This is a genomic window from Escherichia sp. AM3 (genome assembly GCF_032029835.1).
GTDB lineage: Bacteria > Pseudomonadota > Gammaproteobacteria > Enterobacterales > Enterobacteriaceae > Escherichia > Escherichia coli.
In genome coordinates this window covers 1-696 of record NZ_JAVUPQ010000467.1, presented here as the reverse complement: position 1 = coordinate 696, position 696 = coordinate 1, and the positions used below count along the sequence as shown (strand labels likewise).

At 60.5% G+C, this 696-nt stretch carries 1 pseudogene; it reads right to left on the bottom strand.

Annotated features, from left to right (window positions below):
- Positions 1–260: 260 nt before the first annotated feature.
- Positions 261–696: pseudogene (locus RTW80_RS26635) on the bottom strand (relaxase domain-containing protein); the annotation flags it as partial.

The following is a 696-nucleotide window of genomic DNA, read 5'->3' as shown; positions in this document are numbered from 1 at the left end:
GGCCATTTCCGTGTCCGGCTGCGCTGCGGGCAAGCTCCTGGCCAGCGGCGTTTTTCAGGGTCCGGCCGGTGCCGGCTGACGCAGGGAGTCAGCCGGTTTTACTACAGGCTGACGGGACAGGCTCTCCCGTTCTGCGGACTGAGCAGGTGTGTCGGGACTTTTTTCGGCCCTCAACGACGCCTGCGGAGTTACCTGTTCAGGCCCGGTATGAACCGGCGTTGCCTGAAGACCTCGCTCCGGCTGAGGCGGTGTGTCACGAAGACCTGCATCACGCGGCACCACGCTCTCCTGATACGCTTTCAGGTCAAATCCCTTCTCCTTCATTTGTCCCAGCCAGCGCTCCATCAGGCGCATACGCGAAGGGTCAACTTTCGCCCTGCGGGTGTCTTTCGCGGCCACATCCCGGCTGCGCAGCGTGGCTTCAGCCCCCACGGCCCCCTGAATTTCCCGGCCCCGGGAGGAATATTCGTCCCTGACGTCTTCCGGAACGCCCTTGATCTCCCACATGCCATGTTTACCGACTTCTTCTACCTCATGACCGAGCGCTTCAACCCGTTCACGCAGGGCACTGCGGTAAATTTTACCGAGCGTGACCTGGTGCTTCATGACGGTCTCGATAAACCCAGCATTATGAATGTAATCAGTGGCCAGGGCTTTCCATTTGCCCGCATGCTCCGTCATGTTGGCGATGAGCAG